Origin of the sequence: Acetobacter vaccinii (assembly GCF_008365315.1) — a bacterium.
In the GTDB taxonomy this organism is placed as follows: domain Bacteria; phylum Pseudomonadota; class Alphaproteobacteria; order Acetobacterales; family Acetobacteraceae; genus Acetobacter; species Acetobacter vaccinii.
Map to the genome: position 1 here is coordinate 805,001 of NZ_CP043506.1, position 23,306 is coordinate 828,306.

Below are 23,306 nucleotides of genomic sequence, written 5' to 3' on the forward strand. Positions count from 1 at the left end.
TCCCGGCCACCCGTATTCCGCCGCCCTGCTGACATCCATCCCCCCAATGGATGGCCCACGCCCCCACCGGCTCCCTGCCATTGCCGGAGCGCCCCCCGTTCCGGCTGATCGCCCGCAAGGCTGCGCGTTTGGGCCACGCTGCCCCCATGTGCATGATGTCTGCACAACCGCCCTGCCGCCCCTGACCACCATTGCCGCGGAGCATGACATTGCGTGCATACAGCCCTGGCTAGAAGCTGCCCTGCCATGACGACACCCGCCCCCCTGCTGGCTGTATCAGGATTACGCAAGTCCTACGCTCTGGCACGTGGGCAATCCCTGCATGCTGTGGATGATATCTCCCTTCACGTCATGCCGGGTGAGGTGCTGGGGCTTGTTGGTGAATCCGGGTGTGGCAAATCCACTCTGGGCCGCTGCCTGCTGCGCCTGACTGATGTGTCGGCTGGTCGTATTCTGTTTGAAGGCCGTGATATTACCACGCTTGGAGAAGCCGCATTGCGCCCCTTGCGTGCGCGGATGCAGATGGTCTTTCAGGATTCCTATGCATCCCTCAACCCACGGCGACGTGTAGGCGATCTTCTGGCCGCCCCCTTGCAGGTCCATAAAGATGAGAACGGTCGTAAGCGCACGCCAGCCGCCATAAAGGCCCGGCTGGACACCCTGCTGGACCTAGTCAGCCTGCCCCGTACCGCATTAAACAAGTATCCACATGAGTTTTCGGGCGGGCAGAGGCAGCGTATTAACATTGCCCGCGCGCTAGCCCTTGCGCCCCGGCTGATTGTTGCGGACGAGCCTGTGTCCGCGCTTGATGTTTCCGTGCAGGCTCAGGTGATCAACCTGTTTGCCGACCTGCAGGAGCAACTGGGGCTGACTTACGTTTTTGTCGCCCATGATCTGGCTGTTGTCCGACAGATTTCCACACGGGTTGCCGTCATGTACCTGGGCGTCATTGTTGAGCTGGGTGACACTGACACTGTTCTGCATACCCCCCTCCACCCGTACACGCAGGCTCTGACACAGGCGGTGCCGCGGCCGGTTGTGGGGGTGCCCCGCCCCGTGGCGCTGCGCGGAGATGTGCCAAGCCCGATCAACAGGCCATCAGGCTGCCGGTTCCATACCCGGTGCCCGGTAGCCCAGCCACGGTGCACGGCAGAAGAACCCGTGCTCCGCGCCTTGGATGATGGCCGACAGGTGGCCTGTCATTTCCCTCAGTATTAAAAGAGACTGTCAGGCAGACGCTGAAAGAAAACGACCGCTGTTGAAGTCCTCCACCGCCTGGTTGATTTCTTCCTGCGTGTTCATGACAAAAGGCCCATGCCCGACAATAGGTTCATCCAGCGGCTGGCCGCTGAGAACCAGAAAGCTCGTGTCCTGCCCGGCACGCAAACTGACCTGCGCGCCTGCACGGTCCAGCACCGCCAGTTCTGCATCACCTAGGGTAACATCCCCTTCCAGCAGCAACTGACCGTCCAGCACGACAACGGCTGCGCCATGCCCCTCCGGCACAGGCAGGGTCAGTTCTGTCCCTGCTTTCAGCCGGACATCCCACACATTGATGGGCGAAAATGTATGGGCTGGCCCCCGTGTGCCGTCATAATCCCCTGCGATCACACGCACTGTACCCGCACCCTGCGGCAGAGCAACATTGGGAATATCGGCTGCCAGAATACTCTGATACGCCGCAGGTGTAGCTTTATCCTTGGCGGGCAGATTAACCCAGAGCTGCACCACCCGGAACGGCCCGCCAGAACGAGCGAAGGCGGGAGAATGGTACTCCTCATGCAAAATACCGCGCCCTGCGGTCATCCACTGCACGTCACCCGGGCCGATGACCCCGCCGCCGCCTGAGGAATCGCGGTGTTCGACCTCACCCTCATAAACAAGAGTAACTGTTTCAAACCCGCGGTGCGGATGTTGGCCAACCCCGCGTTTGCTGTCTGTCGGGGTAAACGTATATGGCCCGGTGTAGTCAAACAGCAGGAAGGGGCTTAGCCGCTCGCCCAGCGTTGTGTAGGAAAAGAGCGAACGCACGGGAAAGCCGTCGCCCACCCAATGCCCGCGCGAGTTGGTGTATTGGCCAAGAATTTTTTTCTGCATCACCGGCACTCCCAGTCCTGATCGACAGAAGCACCCTCATGGGAGGGTTCTCCCACCCCAAGGCCAGCGCCCCCGCTTGCCTCCACCATACTCTTTCTGATGTTGGGTGACACACTGCCCCGCGCCCTGGCACCCGATCACAAACCCGCGTGCAGGCAAGGGGCGTATTGTCTGCCCTGACCTTGCGGGACAGGAAACGCCACCCCCCGACAAAAAGCCCTGCGTTGAATGTTCGCTTTCACTTTTGACCTGTCGGACAAAAAACAAATTGAACTTATGCACAATACAGGCCGATTGGCGTCGACAATGTTGAATATGACACAGTCAATACAAAAACTATAGAAAACAAACTGAGCGGAGAGCCCTATGCAGCTAAAAATGTTGCAAAATGTTCATGCTCATCACGCCTCTTCTCTCCTATTTTTCTTTCCAGAGGCCCCATCTTTCTATTGCCGTTTCGAAACAAAAACGGTAGCGTCCTGTTATTGGAACATGTGGCATGCTTTCTGAGCAACGATCGGTCCATGCGCGGGAAAGAGACTAAAAGAAAGTTTTCTTGACGCATGAGCCCACAGCACCAGGGCGGTTGCATGTTCCCGGCTGGATCACAGCACATTACGGGGAAAGGTTCACAAACGTGCGCACTGCGGAAAAGAAGTCTCAAAAGCTGAAACTGGCCCTCTGCCTGGGTAGCATGTTTCTTGGCATTCCTGCTGCGGCTTTTGCCCAGATTCCTACGCAGCCCACTGGTGATGAGGAGCGCCCCCTGGCGCCCATCGCGCCTGAAGAACAGGTGCAGAAAACGGAAGAAGTTGCCCAAACCGGTAACATTTTCCACCACAAACCCGGCACCCCCCATTCCTACTGGGATAACCTTGAAGGGCACCTGAGCATCGAGGCCGGTATTGCTGGCAACCCCTGGACATCCTCAGGCCGCAACTTTGCCCAGTTTTATGTTGATCGCGCCAACACCGTGACCATGAACCAGATCCTCGGCTCGCTCTCCCACCCGGTGGAAGACGTTGGTCACGGCTATGGTATCGGCTTTACCTTTGAAACCCTCTACGGTTCCGACGGTCGTTTTGACCCGACCGCAGGGATGGGGTCCGGGGCGCTGAATTCGCTCTACCAGTGGATTCCCACCCAGGCCCATATTGACTTCAAATTCCCCTGGATATTCAAGAACGGGATCGATGTCCAGATCGGCCAGATGTACGGTCTGCTCGGTGCGGAAGGTACGCCCAGCCTTGCCCGTCCGTTCTATACCTTCAACTATGCTTCCGACTATATCGTACCGTTTGAAACGGTTGGCATTGTCGCAACCATGCACCTGACCAAGAAGATGGACTGGATTTTGGGCATTGATGCCGGTAACTCCACCACCTTTGGTCAGTACGGCAACAACAACAAGCCCAAAGGGTATTTCGGGTTCGCCTGGAACAACCTGATGAATGGCAAGCTGAACTTCCACCTGATTGGCCATTTCGGCCCGCAGGGCAACAACGGCCGCACCTATACCGATGGGCCATGGACCAGTGCTGGCGTTGGCGCGATTGCCAACGAGAAAATGCAGTATAACGCCGACTTCTTGGCCACCTACCACATCAACGACAAGATGAGTGTAACGGTCAACGGCACGTACCTGCACGACGACCTGAGCCGTGATGATGTGTACGGTGTGACCACCTATTTTGCGTATGACATCAACCCGTCCCTGACGTTCAATGCCCGTGGTGAAGTCTTCCGCGACAATACGGGTGGGACGATCTTGGAATATTCCAGCTTTACCTCCTTCACCAAGGCGCTGACCAATAAGCCTTATCCCTATTATATGGCTGAACCCACCACCTATGGTGAGCTGACACTGGGCGTGACGTACCGTCCTGACTTTATCAACAAGCATGTCCATTTCGGGCAGTTTACTTTCCGCCCAGAAATCCGCCTCGACAAATCCCTCAACGGCACCCGGCCGTTCAACAAGGCGGCCTACCCGACCGCAGCCAACGGCTACAACACTGTCGTGCGTGACGGTGACAACAACATGCTGTGGTTCAGCTGTGACGCCATCTGGGCGTTCTAAGCCGACTCTTCCCCCCAGGCCATTTCACATGGTCTGGGGCTTTCTCCCGATTGCGCGTGTCTCAACCTGTTGCTGGCCATTGTGTTCAATGGCTCGCACAGGTTTTTTCTATTCGGGTGTTGCAGCATAACCCGCCGTTGGTCTTATTCAGAATGCTGCAAAACAGGCCTGCGATATTTATGTTCTAAATGAATGTCAGATATGCTATATTCGCATATATAGCCTTATTCCGTCTGACTCCCGGCCACACTCCCCAGGGAAACTGCCGTTCTTGTAGCTTCCAATCCACATCACATCCTGGTTGTTTTTTACAAAAAGTAAATGACAGCTTGAGGAAACCGCCCTCCGCAATGCTAGGATAGGAAATATCATTCTGGCATTTCATATCATCGCAAGGAACACCACAGGCATGACCTGACCCGCCAAAACGCCAGAATAATCTGGCGATCTGGCCCCCCTACGCCAGCCCATTCCCCCAATACCTGCTGCTTAACAGTCCACGGCACAATACAAGATTGTACCGGCCCCATCTTTATTGTTATCTATAATTAAATATTTTTAGCGTTTTATTGGTGTGATTGTGTTTTTAATATGGAGTTTATTTTTTATGTGCGTTAACGTTATTGTCACATACGATTTAAAAATTCCATTCCTCCCGACCTTTGCCGTCTGCTCCCTTTACCGGCGGTCTGTTCTGGCTGCTGCGCAGGCATTTTCCTGTTTTTCCAAAGTGTTGTGGGTGTCCACTCTGTTGCACTGCCCTATACACTCCCTTGCCTTTACAATCGCTGGTGGCGGGCTGCCTCGGCTCTCCACCATCCCATGACTACGAAACCACAGGTCGTCCTGCCTCCTACGGTCTCAGGCTTCCTGATTGCGGGATTAACAACCATGGGCCTGTACCACGCAGCACTGAGCATGTCTGGCGCCGGCTTTTTTCCCGTTTTCTTCTGGCGTACCCCTTTGCTCGCCTTTAGCGCCCTTTCAACCGCAGGTATTGTGTCCCTGTCGTTCTATCTGCTGTCGCTCAAGGATTATGCCGCAAAGCTGAAGAAACCCATTATCTTCATCAACGCCATTTTTCTTATCCAGATCATTACCCTCATCACGCTACAGGCTGCCGGACCTGAGCAGAAAACAGGGTGGTTCCAGCCCAGCAGCCTCTCCCTTCAGGGTCTGCTGGCTGCGGGTATGGTCCTGCTGTTTCTCCTTGCCCGGCGGGCCATGCATCTGGTGGGCCGCGTTACATCCAGCCACTCCCAGCACACCCTGCGGCTGGTCAGCCTGACGGATGAGCTGACCGGCCTGCCAAACCGCCTGGCGTTTCACGAGCGCCTGTCCCACAGCACACAGACCGGCGGCCAGCCCCGGCGCGTTGCCCTGATTGCGATTGACCTGAACCGATTTAAGGAGATCAACGACCTGCGCGGCCACCATACCGGGGACGAAGTGCTGCGTATTCTTGGCCGCAGGCTCAAGCAGGCCATTCATAACGACAGTCATGAATTTGTGGCCCGGACTGCGGGCGACCAGTTTGTCGCCCTGTGCCACGTTGATGAAGACGATGAACTGTCGGAGTTTCTGTACCGTCTGCGCCGCGCCACCAACAAGCCCTTGCGCCTGCAGGATGATTCCATCGCCATTGGTGCCAATTTTGGCATTACCTTCTGGCCGGATGATGCCACAGACCACGACACACTCATTACCAACGCCAAGCTGGCCGTCTACCATGCGCGCGACACTCAGGCCCTGCGCGTCTGCTACTATCACAGCGCCATGCACCAGACAGTCAGCAGCAGGCTGGACCTTCTGGAAGAGCTACGCCACGCTCTGGCCAGGAACCAGCTTTCCCTGCACTATCAGATGCAGAAATCCATCGCCGAAGACAGGATCGTAGGTTTTGAGGCCCTGCTCCGCTGGACACACCCGCGCCTGGGCTCCATTTCCCCCGCTGTGTTCATCCCCCTGGCGGAGGAAAATAGTCTTATTCAGGACATTGGTGCCTGGGTGCTGCGCACGGCCTGCCACACAGCCAGCCAATGGCGGGAGCCCTACCGGATCAGCGTCAATGTCTCTCCCGAGCAGTTCCGCTATCATGACCTATTAACCCTTGTGCAGGATGTGGTGCTGACAACAGGCCTGCCCCCCGAACGGCTGGAGCTTGAACTGACAGAAAGTACCATCTTTGTGGACAAGGAGCGTGCCCTGCATACGCTCCGTGGCCTCAAGGCGCTGGGGATTTCCTTAGCCATTGATGATTATGGCACTGGATATTCCTCGCTCGACCTCATCCGTTCCTTCGGCTTTGACAGGATCAAGATGGACAAGAGCTTTATCAGCCATGCCCTGCAGAACACGACCGACATGGCCATTATCCGCTCTGTCATCTTCCTGGGCCGGGTGCTGGATATACCCGTGCTGGCAGAAGGTGTGGAAACAGAAGATCAGCTTGCTTTTCTGGAAAACGAAGGCTGCCATGAGGTACAAGGCTTTCTGCTCAGCAGGCCTATCCCGCTGGAACAGCTTGTCAGCACCGGGTGCGTGAGCCTGACAGCCAGCCCGGCCTGATAAGCGGCCCGATGGCCCGGCAACTCTATTTTATGCCAGCGCCATAAAAAAACCCTGCCCCCAGCGCAGATGCGCCAGAGAGCAGGGCTGACAATACGGCAGCAGAAGGCTGCGAACAGTCAGTGGCCAGTCGCGCTGACCTGATCAAACACACCGCCATCAGCAAAATGTTTTTTCTGCACAGCCTGCCAACCACCAAGGCTTGCAATGTCAAACGTGGTGGTCTTGGGGAAGGAGGATGCAACCTCCGCCAGCACCACAGGGTCAACCGGGCGGAAATAATGCTTGGCCCCAATCCGCTGCCCCTCGGGTGTGAACAGATAGTCCAGATACGCTTTGGCGACGGCCTGCGTGCCATGTTTTTCAACATTGCGGTCAACCACGGCAACAGGCGGTTCGGTAGCAATGGTCAGCGGCGGCACGACAATATCAAACTGGTCTGCCCCCAGCTCATGCGTTGCCAGCAGGGCCTCGTTTTCCCACGCCAGCAGGACATCCCCCTGCCCGCGCTGCACAAACGTATTGGTGGCACCACGTGCGCCTGTATCCAGCACCGGCACATGGGCAAACAGCTTTTTCAGATAATCCCGCGCTGTCTGCTCCGACCCGCCAGGCTGTTTCAGCGCCCAGCCCCAGGCCGCCAGATAGTTCCAGCGCGCACCGCCCGATGTCTTGGGGTTGGGAGTAATCACCTGCACGCCATCACGCACAAGGTCAGGCCAGTCATGAATACCCTTGGGGTTGCCCTTACGGACAAGGAAAACAATGGTGCTGGTATAGGGTGTGGAATTATGGGCCAGACGCTTTTGCCAGTCAGCGGCCAGCAGCCCTTTCTGCGCCAGTATGTCGATATCGTACGCAAGCCCCAGCGTCACCACATCGGCCGGAGCGCCATCCAGCACCGAGCGTGCCTGAGCCGCTGACCCACCGTGGGATGTACGCACGCGCACCGTATCCTGCGGATGCTTGCCATTCCAGTCGGCAGCAAAGGTCTTGTTGATGTCAGCATAAAGCTCACGCGTAGGGTCGTAGGACACGTTGAGCAACGAGCCACCCTGGGCATGGGCGTGTGGCACCGCCACCACCCCAAATGCGGCAAAGCCCAGCAGAGCTAGCCCTTTAAGAAGTGCACGGCGTGCACGCAATGTTGTGCCTGTCATGTTATCCATCCTTCAATAGTCTCTCTCAGAAAGAAACCTGAAAGCGCCCGACAACGGCATTGCCGTTACGACCGAACAGGTTGACATTCCCGCTCACACCCTTGGAGCGTGAGACAGTAAAATACGCGTAGTCCAGCATCACCCTGACGTGCTGGTTGGGGTACCAGTTCACCCCACCCATCCAGACTGTCTGCTTGTTGCCATTAATGCCTGTGCCGCCCTGGTTCTCAACATCAGCCAGATCGGTCACGCTCCAGCGGCCGCTCAGTTCCAGCGCGCCCCAGTGGTTGTTACGGGGATCAAAATCATAATCCACGCCCGGCGCCGTAAAGGCGGCAATCTTGGGGTTAAACGCACGGCCATGGCCCAGCAGTGTATAGTTGGCCGAGACATACCAGCCGTCAAACCCAAGCGATGGCAGGGTGGATGCACCCACATTGTGCGAACGCTGGACGCCAATGTGGTAGTATTCACCCTTGAGCAAAAACTGTTTCCAACGGAAGGCAGCCTGCGGCCCCGCAGCCCAGATCTGGGCAATATTGGTCAATGCGCCTGATGTCAGCAGGTTGGTTTCACCCAGCGGCACTTCCATATTGTCGCTGAAAGTGATCTGTCGGCCCTTGCTGTTCTCATTCACCTTGAAGGCCGTGGTGGCACCTGCCCCCACAAACACATCTATATTCTTGCTGACATAGGGCCGCCCTGCGGCACGCACCACAGCGCCGGTCTGGCTGTCCACAATGGTGTTGTCGCTGCCGCGGTCACCATATTTCTGGCCTGTAAAATACCCGGCAACCAGCCAGCGCTTTTCGTAATGTTCGCCACCAATGCTGAAACGGCCAACACCACCTGCAAGATTACGGACAAGGTCAACAATAGTGGGACGTTCGAGAAATTCGAACGCACCCGAGCGTTCAGCGCTTTCTTCTTCCATACGCGGCTGGAAGTAGCCAACTGTCAGCGTCGTATTCCGCAGGCCAGTATAGTTCAGATTGGCTTCAAACAGGGAAACCGAACCATCGTATTTGCTGGAACCAAAGTCCGGTGTGACGTTAACCACCCAGTCCTTGTAGCGCCATGAAAAATAGAGCCGCAGACGGCGGGCGTTCTGCGTCAGCGGGTTAAAGTTCCCCTTGCCCTCGCCCGCTCTGGGGCCAACCCCCATGAAGCCACCAATATCTTCCTGCGCCAGCAAACCGACGGAGAAGGCATAGGCATGATCGTCGGAGGAAATGGTCGGGCGACCTTTGGGGAAGCCGATCTTCATCCCACCGATATCAACCGTTTCTTCCTTGGCACTGGCAGCCTTGAACTCCCGCCAGGACTGGGCCGGGCCTTCAGGCAGGGCAATGCGGCTGTCCGCTACGGTGCGCGGGCCGTGGCTGGGGGGCTGCACCTCCCTGAATGTGGGCTGGGGATCGGTCGGATCAGCCGCAATCAGCCTGCGCGGGCCGTGTTTGTGGGCGGCATGGTCCTGGCTGGCGACATGGGCGTTCTGGCCGATCTGCGCCTTCAGGTGCCGGATTTCCCCCAGCATTTCACGCCGCATGGCGTCCATTTCCCGTCGCAGGGCCAGGACCTCAGCAGAGGAGGAATCGGCTGCCATGGCTGTCCCGCATGACAGCATGACAGAAGATACCGCGCCAAAAGCAACGATACCTGAACGGAAAAACGGGGTCATGATATGGCCTTACCACTACACTATAAAGCGACCCCGGCCCTGATCTGGACCGAGGTTTTTTTGAATAATTTGAAAGCGAACAGCTTTACCCTAAAGACACAGCCCGGCTGAGCGCCGCAGACCGATACCCTGCCGAAACAGAGCGGAACAGTTCCTCTGTATTGGAAAAGGACTGCAAATGGTAGCGGCGTACACTGTCATGGGCTGCATAAAAGCGCCGGCCCTGATGCCCTGCGTCCAGAATAACTGCACCTAAAAAGGTGCCTTCGACTTCAATAATGCTCGATTCAATCATGATAGACCACCCGTCTTGCCTGGCTATGCCAGAGTGGGCGGCCTTGTTGGGGCCACGCCCCGCACTACCGCCCGGTTATAGAGTAAACGCCTGCACAGCCGCGTAAAAACATCGGCTGGGTCGGCACATTCGACCAGACATGCGCGGCATGGATCGTCCCTTCCCGTTCTTGTTTCTCTCACTTCTATAACGTGGAAAATTTCACAGAGTCAATTCATATCAAACTTTATTTTGTGTTTTTCATATTTAACTATTTTATATAGTTTATTTAAGACGAACTCAGAACCCTCTCGCATCAACGGCTCGGACCTACCTCCTACGTTTTACAGGATACTGAGCCACTCAAATGCGGGTATGGGTGCTTCACAGCCAACGCACCTGCGCAACGTTGCCGTTCTTGCAAAAGTTCCGCAGCACGCCTCACAATGCCAATTTTTCAGGAAAACGCAGAACACCGTGGACTGCTGACAAACATCAGGAATCCACGGTGTCGCTTATCGGACCGGCCAGCCTGCTGGGCGCACCACTCAGGAGCAGGCCTGCCCCTGCGCCACAAGCATGATAGGACTTGGCTTGCCGAGGAAATACCCTTGCGCCTCGGCACAGCCCATATTCCGCACCATATCGAGTTGCTGCGATGTCTCCACCCCTTCCACCACCACAGTTGTGGTGCGGATGCTGGCAATCCCTACAATCGCCTGAATAATTTCACGCGCGGTCGGGTCTGGCAGGGCCTGCACAAAGCTCCTGTCAATTTTTATTTTATCAAAAGGAATTTTCCAAAGATAACTCAGGGACGAATACCCTGTGCCAAAATCATCAATATTAATCCGGCACCCCAGACGCCTGATCTCGTTCAGGACTGATATTTTGTAGCCGTTTTCATCTATCAGAATGCTTTCAGTAATCTCAATATCCAGCCTGCTTGCATCCAGCCCTACTTCATCAAGGATTTTTTTGATTGTATCCGAGAATTTCCGGTCCTTGAGCTGCAAGGGGGACACATTGACTGCAACAGACACATCTTCCGGCCAGTTACTGGCTGCCTGACAGGCCATCCAGAGTATTTTTTCCCCAAGCTGGTGGATCAGGCCGGACTCCTCCGCCAGTTTAATAAAAACATCTGGCGGTATTGGCCCTTTTCCAGGGTAATTCCAGCGGGCAAGGGCCTCGTAGGATTTTATGCGGTTCTGTTTTAGGCAAAAAATGGGCTGGTAATGCAGGCTCAGCCCCTCGCCCCTGACCAGACTGTGCAGGCCAGCCACCAAGGCGGCCCGTTCGCGAATTTCGTGGCTCAGCTCCCGGTCAAACAGCCTGTACTGGTTCCGCCCCAGTGCCTTTGCGCGGTACAGTGCCATATCCGCATATTGCAAAAGAGTTGTGGAATCCTGCGCATTCTGGGGGAACAGAGCAGCCCCGATGCTTGCACCCGACAAAGCCTCCGTGCCCTCAATAGGGTAGGGTTTGCTCAGGCACTTTACCAATTCAGCCAGTCGGCCTTCCAGATCATGCAGCGGGTCTACATGCGGCCAGATGACTGCAAACTCATCCCCGCCAAGGCGGGCCACAAAGTCGTCCTTACGGCAGGCGTCCTGCAGGCGTTGCGCGGCGTTACGCAGCAGCGCATCCCCAGCCCCGTGGCCATACATGTCATTGATAGATTTGAAATAGTCCAGATCGATATAGAGCAGAACAAAACTGTGTTCCGTACTGCTGGCCAGACTGTTCAGCTTCATGTTGAAGCAGTTTCTGTTAGGCAGTTTGGTCAGGCTGTCATAATGGGCCAGTCGTTCAATACTATGCTGGGCTTCCCGATATTCGGTAATATCGTCGGTAACGCACAGTTCCCACCGATCCTGCTCTTCCGTATCTTTGATGAAAACACACCGCCGGGACAGGATATGGGCGTCCCCTCCCTTATCCAGCAAGGTTTCCTCACAGCGGTCTGCGGCTGCGTCCACCAGCACACCAGAGGCTTCCACCATACGCTCCACGCCCGATACCTGCTCGGATGCGGGGCGGACATAGGAATGGATTTCCTTTGCTGCCCTGTTCTGGAGCACGATTGACCGGGCTTCCAGATCCTGCACTTCAATGGCGGTGGGAATATTTTCAATAATGCTCGAGATGAAAAGCTTGTCTTGCAAAATTGTGCGGTTTGCAGTCCGCAGTTCAGCCGTGGTTGTGCTGAGTTCCTGAATGGTGCGCACGGCCTGCTGGTGCAACGCCTGCGTCAGGCTGAAGCTGGAACCCACGCCGCAATACTGCTCATTATCCGTGACTATAAAACAGCTTAGCTGGGCATGGCCGGGTGTGTTCAGCAACGTGTTTACAAAATCAGAGACATATTCATTACCATCAACCAGAATGGGGTTCTGGTCCATCAGCAACGATACCGGGCGTTTTGCATACACCTCGTAGCCAAAGCGATGCCCAACCCGTAACAGAAAAGACGATTTTACAATAATACCCACCGGAATACCTGCGTCATTCACAACAGGTATTTCGGTTATTTCGGGATTTTCGTTAAATAATTCAATAATATTCTCGCCCCGCATATCAGGGGCGACCGGCCGGGCGTGAATGGCAATATCGCGCATTCTCCGCTGTACGGAACGACTAGTCATACCTACCTCTGGGGGTGGACGTCATGGAGTCCCGTAACACCATAATTTCAAAACCTTACAATTATCCTTCAGCCTGAAGGGACAATCGTTAATAGAGTAAACACCTCTCAACATATTTGAATTTATGGTGACAAAGACCACCCTGCAAACCGCAGGGAGTATCAGGCTAACCCCCTCAACCCCTGCGTTTTTTTGCGTTGGCCGCCTGTGTTACCTGCTCCAGCAGCCAGTCTGTAAACTTGCGCGCCTCATCAGGGTAAGCATCCCTGTCGTGGGAGCAGGCATGCCACCGGGCAGCCTCGTGGTCGCTCAGGCCGGATGTATCCAGCCACTGTGCCACAGGGCATCCTTCACTCACATCCGGTGCGGTGGCCTGACCGCTGCGGATCCTCATCCAATGGCACGCCAACGCACCCAGCGGAGTGGTGACAACGCCTGTCGCCGTGCTGACACCCTTGTAGCTGTTATGCCAGTCCATAAAGCTTTCTGGCGGCATGGGCCGGGCGATGCCATACCCCTGCCCATAGCGGCTGCCCAGATAGTACATGGCCTCGATCATGCCGGCGTCTTCCAGACCTTCCACCACAACCCGGCTATGGAAGTCCGCCCCCATATCCAGAACAGATTTGACAACACTGAAAATCTGCAACGGAGTTTCGTGAATGTGGCTCAGAACGCCCTGATCCACCTTGATGATGTCAAACGGCAAGGACGACAGGCGCAGCAGGCTGCTATAACCCGAACCCAGATCATCAATCGCCATCTGCACGCCCATGGCTTTGTAACGCCGTATGACCGTGCTTTGCACAGACGGGTCAATCCCCTGCATTTCCAGCAGTTCAACAGTCAGCCGCTGCGGGGCAATCCCATGCTGGCGCAGAGCCTCTTCCATCTTTGTCGGGCCATCGGCATCAAGCAGGCAGGACGGGGGCATATTGATGGACAGGTTAATGCTCAGGCCCTGAGCATCCCAACGGGACAACCAGTCCAGCCCCTGCTCCAACCCAAGCTGGAACAGCCTGTCCAGTTCCTCGCGCCCAAGCAGGGGCAGGAACACCGCAGGAGAGACGATTGTGCCATCGGCCTCCCTAAGCCGCGCCAGTGCTTCGACTTCCAGCAGTTCGCCACTACGCAGGTCAACAATCGGCTGCATAAACATCCGCAGCCCGCCCGAAAACAGACATTCACGCAGATGGCGGGAGCGCTCCTCGGTTACAACCGGAGCCTGCCGGGTATAGCAGCGCTGCCATATCTGTTCCCACCGTTGCTGCAGCCCTCTGGCAAACTGCTGCATCATCAGGGACTCAAACTGGCTGGGGCATACGCCATACAGGGTCAGCACCGCCACGACATGCCCGTTTTCCTGCCGGATAGGCAGGCTCATGATAGACGCAGCCCCCGTGCGGTCTGCAATTTCACTCCACACCACCAGATCAGGAGCCAGAGCGCATGACGCACAGCTTTGTATCTGCCGGGTTCTCCAGGCCAGGGCGGTAATGGAGCGGCCTGTGGGCAGGCTGGGGTTAAGCCTGGGCCGCAGGTCCTGCGCCACCAAGGCATCAAGCAACTGCTGCCCCCGTGGGCCGCCACTGCTCTCCACCACCAGATCACCCGCTGCATTCATCCGAAACAGCAGCGCTGCCTGAATACCGGGCAAATGGCCCAGTGCCTGCAACGCCTGCCCGCTGGCATCGGGCCAGACGCAGCTTACATCCGGCAAGGGGTCGGACAGCAGGGAAAAATATTCCTGTTCCGCCGCCTGACCAACCTCAAGCTGTGCCCCCTTGTCGTCCTGCAGGCGGATCTCGGTTGTCAGCAGGATCTGGTAGCGGTCGCAGGCCCGCAACATGGCCTTGTCCAGACTGTCTATCAGCAGGCGACGATAGAGGCTGTAAGCCTCTGTCAGCAACACGGCATCCACCCCCGACAGGGCGTGCATGACACCCTGGCGCACGGCAACACGCTCAATATCATTCCGCGTTGTTTCCGGGGCCAGCAGAAAGTCCAGATGTTCGCCCTGACGTTGCTTGAGCCGTTCCAGCTCCTCTGGCGTCAGTGCCGCAAGGACCTTGTCCCAGCCTTTGATTTCCGAAACGGCTTCATAGAAGCGTTCAATGAAGTTCTGGCGCAACTGCCCCAGAAAACCCTTGGCCCGCACCAGAATTTCCTGTGCCTGCGGGCCATAGGCATCAAACGGCAGGCCTTCTGGCGGGCCTTCATCGGCATCGCTCTTGCCGGTTGATGCACTGGCCAGACACCACCAGTTCTTGCGGGTCGCCTTGCTGTCCTTGGACTGATACATGGCGGCATCCGCACGGCGCAGCAATGTATCAACATCATCCCCATCCATCGGGAAGAAGGCCAGCCCCAGTGTCATGCCCACCATAGCCGTGGCATCACCCTTCACCCGGAAGGGAGTTTCCACCACGGTATGCAAATGGTCGAGCGCCCGAATAGCCTGCTCGGCAGGGAGCAGGGCATCCAGCCCTTCCAGCACGACAACAAATTCATCCCCACCCAGGCGGACAACATAGTCTGTCTCACGCAGGTCCTGACGGATGCGTTGGGCCAGTTCCTGCAGCAGCCTGTCGCCTGCCTCGTGCCCATATGTGTCGTTCACCTGTTTGAAGTCATCCAGGTCCAGCATACCCACAGCCACCGTCGTGCCGTATCGGCGCGCACGGGCCAGAGCCTGAGGCATATATTCTTCCAGCGCCAGGCGGTTGGGCAGGCCGGTCAGCGGGTCGTGCCGGGCACGTTCAGCTTCCTGCTCCTGCATGCGCTCAATATGGCGCTTGGCATCCAGCTTATCGAGCGCATGGCCCAGAAGATCGGCCACACGCTGGCACATGGCCACGCTCTGCTCGTCAAACACCTGGGGGTGGGGCGACACAAAGGTAATAACAGCCCAGACCTTGCCACCCCGCCAGATGGGGGCCGCCAGAATGGCCCGCCAGCGATTACGCTGCGCAAAGGCATTCCACGATGCGCCACCCTGCTCGGCCAGTTCGTCATTGCTATACACGACCTCGGCCTTGACCCAGGCCCGGGCCGAAACCGGCTGGAACGGAGCATCGGGCCGGATTGTAAAATCAAGCTCCTCAATACCATCCGTGCCTTCCCCCGCGTGGGAGACAACATGCAGAGTACCCGCCTCGTCCGGCTTGCCGATCCATACGGCATGAAAGAGGGTATCATGCACAAGGTCGGCGCATGTTCTGTCGCAGGTTTCCTGCTCCGTCGTCGCCTGCAAGACCGCATCGGCGGTATTCAGCAGCGCGTGATAAAGACGCTGCGCCAGATCACGGCTGGTCACATCCTCCATGGTCCAGACCGACACATCACCGCTCAGATCACGCAGGCACACGCCTGAAAAATCCGCAATCATGATATGACCATCGGATCGGGCAAGGCGCACACCAGGCACCCGCACCCGCCCCTTGTCCCACAAATGCTCGTAGGCTGCTTTCATGCGTCCGTATTCCTGCTTGTCAGGATACAGGATTTCCGCAGGTCGGTTGAGCAGCCCACCCGGAGGCAGGCCCAGCATCTGCGCCGCATGGGTGTTGGAAAGCTGGATGACCATGTTCTTGATCAGCAGGATACCCACAACGGAATTGTCCAAAAGCGCGTTCTGGAGGTGGCGGCTGTACAACCCGGCCAGCCCGCGTGAAATATCGGTAACAATTTCATCCAGCAGGGCTTTGAGCTGATCATCAAAAATATTGGCCTGCTCGTGATAAACACTGAGCATGGCCCATATTTTTCCATCCCGGTAAATGGGCAGGACTGCGTTGGAACGCACACCGTATTTCTGCGCCCACAGCTTGCACTGGTCGTTCAGATTGGTGGTTTCAAATGCTCCATCAAAAATAGCCTCGCCCTCGGTCCAGACACGGCCAAGGTTGCTGCATTCATCCGCCTGACTGGGCGTGATGGAGACATTAATGCCATCCATGCAGTGGGCAGGACCGCTTAATGCCAGCAGGGAAATATTGTTATGCTCATCAGGGCGGCAGATAACGGCTATCTTGAGATGCGCGTAATGGATGGCCATGTCGCAGACTTCCTGCAACAGGTCTGTTTCGTGCTCGACCTGGCCAATGCACTGGTTGATCTGCGCCATAAAGGCATTGAACTCGGTCAACCGTTGCAGATGGCGCATCTGCTCCTTATCACGCCGACGGATCAGCAACCCGCCTGCGCCAAGGATCAGCAGAACCATCAGTGCTTCCATGGCCCAGCGTGTTGAGGCCTGCTTTCTATAAGCACGCCAGATACCATGCTTGGGCACATGTACGCGCACGCTGAAAGGATAACCGGCAACCGGCACCATAATCAGCCTGTCCTGGGCGGCTGTCGCCGATGTCTCGCTATCCTGCCCAAGCCCGTGGCGGATCAACGCGCCATTGCGGGTATCCATGACATCAAACGTCCAGTCCCGCTGGCCATCAGCCAGACCGGCCTGGTCCAGAAGCCGCACGATGCTGTACAGGGTGTTGAGGTAATACCCCTCGTGATACTCGGTCGCACCATGCACCCGGATGGGCAGCACGGGCAGGCCTGTATCTTCACCAGTGCGGATCTGGCCTATCTTGTGTTCCGACGTGTTACCAACGGGGAAAAATGTATCCTCAGTGCCATCACTATCCGCACCCTGCGGCATAACGGACCACTGAATCCTCTCCCCATCCTCAGCAAAGACATTGAAAACATCGGGGGCCGTGCGCGACAGCAGGTAGCGCCGCAGCGACTGCTGGGCCTCCGGCAAGGGGGACGCCGCATCATCATTGCGGCCCAGAAGGGCAACGGATGCCACCTCCAGCTCTGTAAAGCGCACGTTCAGGCGGCCAGCAATCAGGTTGGCATAAGCCTCCCCATCACGCTGGGCTTCCGCCTCCACAACAGACGCAACATGGCGATAATCATGGTACTCAATGACACTGCCACACAGCAGCAAGGCCCCGAGGGACACGCCGTACCACAGCGACAACCTGACACGGCCTTGTGGACGCCTGGATCTGGTCGGGAAAAGAGAAGGAAAAAAAGCTTTCACACCAGTTCCATATCCCGCACAGTATCCGTGCTTGAGGATACCATTATTTTTCTACAGTTCTCATTGCGCTAATATCACGCTCTCATCCTGACAGTCATCTTCTTTTAAATTATGCCTCTACCCTCGCAACATGCCTCCCTCCCGGCCTGCGCACGGCAGGCCAAAAGGCAGGTGTCGGGGGCCGATGGCATGATGATGTTTCACGTCAAACACCCTCTTCAGGCCGAACTTACAGAACGGACGCGGTAGCCGCCTGATGCTCTGTTGTGCAACGTGCTCCATCGGGTGCCCCGGCCTGCTGCCGGGCAGCCTGTAGCTCCGCGCGGGCCTGCGCCATGGCCTGCACAAACCAACTCTGCCCCTGCAAGGCGGCAAACAGACCAGCCCCGTTCATAAAGCCCGCCTGCACATCGCTTTTCCAATGCACCCCGCAGACAATCCTGCTTTCACCAAACACACGGCCACGTTCCAGAATGGGCGTGGCCCTGTCGGGCAGCAGGTCAGCCAGAAGGGAGGCCACCAGCCAGCCATACGTGGTATGGCCCGAGGGATAGGCATAGCTCTGCTCAAGATGCGCCCTGTCAGGCGTGCAAATAGCAGCCTGCCCCCCCACAAACGGACGCAGGCGCTTCCAATACGCTTTTTGCTCCGTCACGCGGGGTTCTATGTCTTTGCCAACGCGCTCGATCAGCGCCACCAGCCTGGGCAGATGCGCCGGGTCCAGGCTAAAACCCGCAGCGCAGGAAAAATCACGCACCAGATGGTCGGCAGCCAGATTGGCATCGTTCTGAGCCAGAGCCCAGCGCGGGGTTCCCACCTGTGTACGTGTCCGGGCAAAATCGCGCTCATCGTCCTGCTGCGCCAGAGACCCGGCGGCAGGTGGCGGGGGCAGAAAGACCCTTCCGTCAGGCAAAGGGGCATCGGCCGCATGGGCCACACCCCCACAGGCCATGAGAACAACACCCAGAGAAAACACGGTAGCGCGGAGCATTGACCCTGACATTCCTTTTAACATCCCGGCACAAGAATAAGCAGCCGACTGTACTGCCGCTTGTTTCCTGTCGGATATGACAGTTCCATAAAATCACACCCCGCAGGGAAGTTGATAATGAGTTGCATGTATTGCGTGACCCATCACCCTGCGCATGATATGCATCCGCACCGTCTCTAAACGATCTTTAGCAAAGGATCACCCATGCTCGTCCATATTCCGGGTCTGCTGACCCCGGCGGAACTGGCCCATTGCCGCCAGACCCTTGAACAGTCGGAATGGGTGGATGGAAAGGTCACGGCGGGCGAGCAGTCGGCCAAGGCAAAATACAACCTGCAAATTCCCCAGGATTCAGAAGTAAGCCGCTCGCTGTCCGACCTGATCCTGCGCGCTCTGGGCCGTAACCCGACCTTTAACAGCGCAGCCCTGCCCATGCGGGTGTTCCCGCCCCTGTTCAACCGGTACGATGCTGGTATGGAGTTCCGTGCCCATGTGGACAACGCCATCCGCCCCCTGCCGGGTGCTGGCTTTCGGATCCGCACCGATGTGTCCTCCACCCTTTTCCTGAGCGAACCCGAGGAATATGACGGTGGGGAACTGCTCATAGAAGACACCTATGGCACCCAGAGCGTCAAACTCCCGGCGGGAGATCTGGTGCTATATCCCTCCAGCAGTATCCACAGCGTTGCCCCTGTCACGCGTGGCAGCCGGTGGGCGTCTTTCTTCTGGAGTCAGTCCATGGTCAAGGACGACACCAACCGGACCCTGCTGTACAATTTTGACCGCTCGATCATTCAGGTCCGTCAGAGCATGTCCGATGACCATCCGGCTGTGCTGGGCCTGACCGCCACCTACCACAACCTCATCCGTCAATGGGCTGAACTATAACCCCTGCCCCTGCGGCCAGTTTGGTAAAAGCCGTATCAGGGGTTCTCCCACCCAGGCTTGGCCACAATAATAGGGGGCGCTGCCGCTGTGGCGGGCGTTTCCAGCGCCCCGAGAATGGTCTCAAGATTATCTATGCAGATTCTGGCCAGGTCAGGGTCAAAATTGGTGCCACATTCCTGCTCCAGCAGCTCACGGATGAAGCTGGTCGTCCACGGAGCCTTGTATTTCCGGCGGGAATGACAGGCGTCAATCGTATCGGCCAGCGAGATCACACGTGTCATCAACGGGATCTGCTCGCCCTTCAGACCCAGCCCATACCCGTTGCCGTCCCAGCGTTCATGGTGCATCAGCACGGCATCCAGCACGTCTTGGGAAAAGTGCTGCCGATAATACTGGATCACGGCAATGCCCAGCAGCGGGTGCTTTTTAATGACTTCCTTTTCCTCCAGCGTCAGAGCACGCGGAGCATAAAGAATATCAGATGGGATCATGACTTTTCCGGTGTCATGCATCTCGCCCGCAAGCTTGAGCTGCGCACGGTCAAAGCTGTTGATCCCAGCCAGATCAGCAATAACGCCAGAGAGAATACCAACCCGTTTCCCATGACCGCTATCGATGTTGGAAACCGCGTCGATGAAGCCTTCGATAGGCAGGTCAAGCGGCGGAAGGTCCCGCCCCTTCCACAGCATGTCTTTTGAAGTGTCAGGCATAAATCGCGTCTCAGGAATAATTTTCTGGTTTTGAAACAGGTTTTTCAGAATGCAAACGCGCCCGCAACATTCGCGTCCTTGTCAAAACCTGCACTCCGCTCTGCAAGGCCATGCAGCCATCCGCTCAGCCGCAGAGGATGAGTATCGGTTATACAATCATGTCCCCTGTCTCGCAACCAAAGCCCTGACCCAATGGCAAAAAGCACCCGCACACACGGTCTGCCCGAGGCCTCCATACCCTCCTGCCATGCCCCTGGCCCATGGGCTCAAGACCAGTCCGTGAGGCTTTCCGCTTGAGAAGCAACCGGCATCACCGTAATATGCCTCGTTCTGACGCGCTGGCATGTTGCCAGCAAGCCATGCAATGCTCAAAAAGGTGCCTGTGAATGGAGTGGACCGAAGAAATAATCGCCCAGTTGAAAGACTTATGGGCTGAGGGTCTTTCGACGGCGGAAATCGGTCGACGTCTCTCCATCACCAAAAATGCTGTTGTTGGCAAGGCGCACCGACTGGGGCTACCCGCCCGCCCGTCTCCCATCCGGCGTGACGGCAAGGCCAAACCCGCGGTCGCGGACAAGGCCCCCAGCCCGACGACGGTGGACGCCGCACAACCGCAAACCCCGGCAGCCCCCCCGGTCGTAGCCGTTGCCCAGCCTGGCACGCCCCCTGCTGCCGTGGTGGCCGCGGTCACCCCTGCCATCACGCCCAAGGCAGAAGCGACCCCCGAACCGGTGGTGGACGACAAACTTGTCCGCAAGGAAAAAATTGTCGCAAGCCCCCGGCCTGCCCCCAAGAGCAAGGCTACCTTCAGCACCATTTCCGACCCGGAACCCCAAAAGCGGCGTGGCCCGTCCTGCTGCTGGCCGATTGGCGACCCCGGCACACCGGGCTTTCATTTTTGTGGTGCGCAGCCCCTGCCCGGCAAACCCTATTGCGAGGAACACGCCCAGATCGCCTATGTGCGCCTGCGCGACCGCCGCGACACCATGGCCTGAAAGAGTGTTTAAAGGAGTGTCCGAAAAACACTCTGAAAATTCAAAAAGTTTTTAAGAAAACTTTTATAGGGATTGAAAGGCTGTTTTACCGCAGCCTTTGCCCCCTTCCAGCCCATGCCAAGGCTTCCACACCAAAAAGCCCCGGCCCCGACCGACACGCCATAAGGCGCTGCCAATCGGGACCGGGGCTTTTTTCATACCCTCAGGCGTTGCCCCGCATTACGCAGTCGGGCTTGGCCCTTCCACCGCAGCAGGGGCTACTGGAGCAGAAGCCGCAGACGGTGTGGGTTCGGGCTTGCTCTCACCCAGCATTTCCAACTGGCCGGTAATCTGGCCCCCATCATCCACCTTGAGGCGATGACATGCGGCCTTGCCCATCAGGCGGCCAGTGCCACGCACGCTCAGGCTGCCACGCGCCAGCAGCGAACCATCGACCGTGCCTGCAATTTCGGCATTCTCGACTTCAACACTGCCACGGAACAGGCCACCGGGCATAACCACCAGCTCTTTGGCGCGGATCATGTCTGATTCCACGGTGCCTTCCACCACAAGGCGTTCAGCATCCTGCACCGTGCCCTGCACACTAATGCCATGGCCGACAACCAGAGTGCGCTGCTCGGGCGCTTCCCGGCGGCCAGGAATCTGCTGGGGCAGGCCGCGCGCAGCACCAGGCATGGGCGGAATGCCAGCACCGGAAGGAAGGGGAGAGCCTGGAGGCATTGGCGGACGACCCATGGTCGGAGTTTCCTTTACTGTGTCAGGGTTGAGTGTGGGTTTTGAAACACCGCCTGTAACTGCGGGAACAGGCTGGCTGGCAGGACTTGCCTGCTCTGGTGCCTTTTTGTCTTCAGGTTTGCGTCTTCTGAACAAGAATTTCCCCCCGCCGTTCTGGCTCGCCTGGCGTTGAGGCTGCAGCCTCACATCGGACAGACTACCCCCGGTCTGTAACCGAAATCGAGGCAGCCGCCGCAATTTTTATACGATCCGCCGCATTCACGGCAAAGGCGCTATACGTCACAGAGTTGCCCTTTTTATGGCAGCGCGCTAGCCAAATATCCCGACAGATCATTTTTTCAGGAAAATCTTTTAACGTCATGACAGACTTGGACACAAAATACGACATTCTGGGCATTGGCAATGCCATTACCGATATTCTCGCCAAGGTGGAGCCGTCCTTTCTGGAGCAGCAGGGTCTGACACCGGGCAGCATGACGCTGGTTGATGCCAACCGTGCCAGCGCGCTGGAAGCCGCATTGACGCCTGAACACATTATGGGTGGCGGGTCGGTTGCCAACACCTGTGTTGTGGCCGCACAGTTTGGCGCGCGCGTCGCGTATCTGGGCAAGGTGGCACGGGATGATGCCGGGCAGAAATTTGCCCATGACATGCAAAGCAACGGCGTTGCCTTTCCATCCCAGCCGCTGAACACACAGCTTTTTGATAACCTGCCCACAGCCCGCTGCATTGTCATGATCACTCCCGACGGTCAGCGGACAATGGCCACCTATCTGGGCGCATGCAGTTGCTTTACCCCGGATGATGTCCTGTCTGACGCCATTGCGGCATCAAGCATTGTCTATCTTGAAGGCTATCTGTTTGACCCCCCGCACGCTCAGGAAGCATTCCGCCGTGCGGCCTCCATCGCCCACAAGAATGGCCGTCAGGTGGCACTGTCCCTGTCCGACCCGTTCTGCGTCGGCCGCCACCGGGCTGCATTCCTTGATCTGGTCAAAGGGCACATCGACATCCTGTTCGCCAACGAGGATGAAATCTGCGCCCTGTACGAAACCGAAAACTTTGATGAAGCCGCCCAGCGCACCGCGCAGGACACCACCTTCGCCGCACTGACACGTTCTGCCTTGGGCAGCGTGATCGTGCATGATGGCCAGTTGACCAAGGTTGCGCCCATTCCCACACAGGTCGTGGACAGCACAGGTGCGGGCGATGCGTACGCCGCAGGCTTTATGGCCGGGCTGACATCAGGCCGCACGCTGCCGGAATGTGGCCGTCTGGCCTCCATGGCCGCGTCGGAAATCATTTCCCACTACGGTGCACGGCCTCTGTCCAACCTCTGGCAGGAAATGGGCTTCTAAGAAACGCTAGGATGTCGCCTTTTTGATAAAAGGCGACATTTCTTAAAGTGTTTTAGATTTTACAG

General features: G+C 57.2%; 16 protein-coding genes (1 of these 16 cut by a window edge). 7 read left to right on the plus strand and 9 right to left on the minus strand.

Annotated features, from left to right (window positions below):
- Positions 1 to 250, plus strand: the final stretch of a protein-coding gene (locus FLP30_RS03595) for an ABC transporter ATP-binding protein (RefSeq protein ID WP_149278620.1). 746 nt of this gene lie to the left of the window's left edge; only the last 250 of its 996 coding nucleotides appear in the window; its start codon lies beyond the left edge, outside the window; it ends in the stop codon at positions 248 to 250.
- On the plus strand, positions 247 to 1,218 hold the full coding sequence (locus tag FLP30_RS03600; RefSeq protein ID WP_149278621.1) for an ABC transporter ATP-binding protein: 972 nt from the start codon (positions 247 to 249) through the stop codon (positions 1,216 to 1,218). The genes FLP30_RS03595 and FLP30_RS03600 overlap by 4 nt, the downstream gene beginning before the upstream one ends.
- Positions 1,219 to 1,227: 9 nt before the next feature.
- On the opposite strand, the gene FLP30_RS03605 is transcribed toward FLP30_RS03600, so the two are convergent.
- On the minus strand, positions 1,228 to 2,097 hold the full coding sequence (locus tag FLP30_RS03605) for a pirin family protein (protein WP_149280194.1): 870 nt from the start codon (positions 2,095 to 2,097) through the stop codon (positions 1,228 to 1,230).
- A gap of 694 nt (positions 2,098 to 2,791) precedes the next feature.
- Here FLP30_RS03605 and FLP30_RS03610 point away from each other — a divergent pair.
- A complete protein-coding gene (locus FLP30_RS03610; protein ID WP_149280195.1) occupies positions 2,792 to 4,177 on the plus strand; it encodes an outer membrane beta-barrel protein in 1,386 nt (461 codons plus the stop codon).
- A gap of 822 nt (positions 4,178 to 4,999) precedes the next feature.
- Entirely contained in the window at positions 5,000 to 6,745 is a 1,746-nt protein-coding gene (locus FLP30_RS03615; RefSeq protein ID WP_149278622.1) for a putative bifunctional diguanylate cyclase/phosphodiesterase, read from the plus strand.
- A gap of 119 nt (positions 6,746 to 6,864) precedes the next feature.
- Here the strand turns inward: FLP30_RS03615 and FLP30_RS03620 are convergent, their stop codons facing one another.
- The 6 genes from FLP30_RS03620 to FLP30_RS03645 all read right to left on the minus strand — a co-directional run bounded on the left by FLP30_RS03620 (position 6,865) and on the right by FLP30_RS03645 (position 18,555).
- Positions 6,865 to 7,905 carry a sulfate ABC transporter substrate-binding protein gene (locus tag FLP30_RS03620; protein ID WP_408834553.1) on the minus strand — a complete coding sequence of 347 codons (1,041 nt, stop codon included), beginning with the start codon at positions 7,903 to 7,905 and terminating at the stop codon, positions 6,865 to 6,867.
- 25 nt (positions 7,906 to 7,930) lie between these two features.
- Positions 7,931 to 9,586, minus strand: coding sequence for an OprO/OprP family phosphate-selective porin (locus tag FLP30_RS03625; protein WP_149278624.1), 1,656 nt, complete (start codon positions 9,584 to 9,586; stop codon positions 7,931 to 7,933).
- 85 nt (positions 9,587 to 9,671) lie between these two features.
- Entirely contained in the window at positions 9,672 to 9,881 is a 210-nt protein-coding gene (locus FLP30_RS03630) for a hypothetical protein (protein ID WP_149278625.1), read from the minus strand.
- Positions 9,882 to 10,408: 527 nt separating this feature from the next.
- Entirely contained in the window at positions 10,409 to 12,508 is a 2,100-nt protein-coding gene (locus tag FLP30_RS03635) for an EAL domain-containing protein (protein WP_149278626.1), read from the minus strand.
- Between the two features lie 175 nt (positions 12,509 to 12,683).
- Positions 12,684 to 17,501: a bifunctional diguanylate cyclase/phosphodiesterase gene (locus FLP30_RS03640; protein ID WP_149278627.1), complete on the minus strand. Its 4,818-nt coding sequence runs from the start codon at positions 17,499 to 17,501 to the stop codon at positions 12,684 to 12,686.
- Positions 17,502 to 17,793: 292 nt separating this feature from the next.
- The gene (locus FLP30_RS03645; protein ID WP_246856583.1) at positions 17,794 to 18,555 is read right to left on the minus strand and encodes an acid phosphatase; all 762 of its coding nucleotides are present in this window, start codon (positions 18,553 to 18,555) and stop codon (positions 17,794 to 17,796) included.
- A 204-nt stretch (positions 18,556 to 18,759) separates the two neighbouring features.
- On the opposite strand from FLP30_RS03645, the gene FLP30_RS03650 reads away from it, so the two are divergent.
- Positions 18,760 to 19,443 (plus strand): Fe2+-dependent dioxygenase, encoded by a 684-nt coding sequence (locus tag FLP30_RS03650; RefSeq protein ID WP_149278629.1) that lies wholly within the window; start codon positions 18,760 to 18,762, stop codon positions 19,441 to 19,443.
- 35 nt (positions 19,444 to 19,478) lie between these two features.
- On the opposite strand, the gene FLP30_RS03655 is transcribed toward FLP30_RS03650, so the two are convergent.
- Positions 19,479 to 20,153 (minus strand): HD-GYP domain-containing protein, encoded by a 675-nt coding sequence (locus FLP30_RS03655; protein ID WP_149278630.1) that lies wholly within the window; start codon positions 20,151 to 20,153, stop codon positions 19,479 to 19,481.
- A 386-nt stretch (positions 20,154 to 20,539) separates the two neighbouring features.
- Here FLP30_RS03655 and FLP30_RS03660 point away from each other — a divergent pair, with 386 nt between their 5' ends.
- On the plus strand, positions 20,540 to 21,148 hold the full coding sequence (locus FLP30_RS03660) for a GcrA family cell cycle regulator (RefSeq protein ID WP_149278631.1): 609 nt from the start codon (positions 20,540 to 20,542) through the stop codon (positions 21,146 to 21,148).
- A 219-nt stretch (positions 21,149 to 21,367) separates the two neighbouring features.
- On the opposite strand, the gene FLP30_RS03665 is transcribed toward FLP30_RS03660, so the two are convergent.
- Positions 21,368 to 22,018, minus strand: coding sequence for a bactofilin family protein (locus tag FLP30_RS03665; RefSeq protein ID WP_210419301.1), 651 nt, complete (start codon positions 22,016 to 22,018; stop codon positions 21,368 to 21,370).
- Positions 22,019 to 22,242: 224 nt separating this feature from the next.
- On the opposite strand from FLP30_RS03665, the gene FLP30_RS03670 reads away from it, so the two are divergent.
- A complete protein-coding gene (locus tag FLP30_RS03670) occupies positions 22,243 to 23,241 on the plus strand; it encodes an adenosine kinase (protein ID WP_149278633.1) in 999 nt (332 codons plus the stop codon).
- Positions 23,242 to 23,306 lie beyond the last annotated feature (65 nt).